The organism is Brevibacillus sp. NRRL NRS-603 (genome assembly GCF_003013445.1).
Taxonomy (GTDB): domain Bacteria; phylum Bacillota; class Bacilli; order Brevibacillales; family Brevibacillaceae; genus Brevibacillus; species Brevibacillus formosus.
The window spans coordinates 1-1202 of record NZ_PXZN01000065.1 but is presented as its reverse complement, the minus strand read 5'-3'; the positions used below and the strand labels follow the sequence as shown (position 1 = coordinate 1202).

At 48.3% G+C, this 1202-nt stretch carries 2 protein-coding genes; both read right to left on the bottom strand.

The genetic code is table 11. The features are described 5' to 3' along the window. On the bottom strand, window positions 1-687 hold a 687-nt coding region (locus C7R94_RS27310; protein WP_106785739.1), incomplete at its 3' end, for a YIEGIA family protein. A gap of 7 nt (window positions 688-694) precedes the next feature. Continuing rightward, window positions 695-1202 (bottom strand): YphA family membrane protein (locus C7R94_RS27305; RefSeq protein ID WP_106785738.1); only part of this gene is annotated, 508 nt, incomplete at its 5' end.

The window sequence follows — 1202 nt, the reverse complement described above, 5'->3', positions numbered from 1 at the left end:
CAAAATCGCTTGCCGCTGTCCTGGGTGGGCAATCGTGACCTTGGCATTGGCATCCCTCGGTGTCAGGATAAAACCAACGCCTTGCTGACGAATGATCTCTTGGGCATCTGCCAACCCGACGTTCATGATGTAAATGTCGTTTACATACAAGTCTTTTCCTTCCATTCTCACTTCCCCGGGCTCAATCTCTGCAATCAGCGATAGTGTTTTTCCAGAGCGCAGCTTGCGAGAAATCAACAAGGCGATGACACCTGCAATGATACCCCCCCACCAATGAAAGAGAATGGTAGCCGTCGTTGCCACCAAAGAGGTAAACATGACCATGTAATTGCGTCCTTCAAACACCATTGCGATTCCTTCGATATAGGGGCCGCCACGGGGCACCAGCTCCTGCTTATCGATCTCGTTGAGCGTAGTGCGTTCCATGTTCCTGACATCGCGGAATTGTTGAGCAGCCAACGTCAAAAATGTGACTGCCGTGTAATTCTCCTTGAGCAGCGCTGGAATCGCTAGCGCTCCGAGCGCAGATGCGATCACCCCAAGCGAAACGTGAATAATTTTTCCGTGGGGATAGGTTGGATATTGTCGATAATCTGTTCGCAAAAGATGAATCCGGCACATTATGCCGAATAGGAAACCCAGAACTAACGGAAAAACATAATCATAAGCAAGCAATCCCTTCAACACCCTAGCGTCACCTACCCGTATCGGAATGGGAAGACTCTGTTTCAGTTCTACCAAGGATACGCCGAATCGCAGACCAGACTATGCTGACGAGTGTCCATAGTGATAGGCTACTCCACAGCAGATCTTGTGCATATTCCGATCCCCACTGACAGGAACCCGACAATTTCCAAAAATATAGCGAATGTATCGCATCTGCGAGAGGCAGGGAGAGCATGAGCTGAAACAGCTGTCCCAAATTCGTTCTGCTCATCAAAAAAATCGTACTGACTCCAACAGCGGGTACGATGATCCGCTCATCCCAAAATAGCAAGATCGGATCGGTAAAAAACAGCCAGCGTAGCCAAAATAGCAAAAGGGCCGTTGCCAGCGCACTCAGCAAGTACAATCTGCGTATTTTGGACATGAGCTTGGTGTAAAGGACAACGCTTGTGATCAGTGGCAATATCGTCCCACTTAGACTAACTTGAATGGGGGCAAAATAGATTTCCCAGCTAACAAACGTACAAATTAAAAAT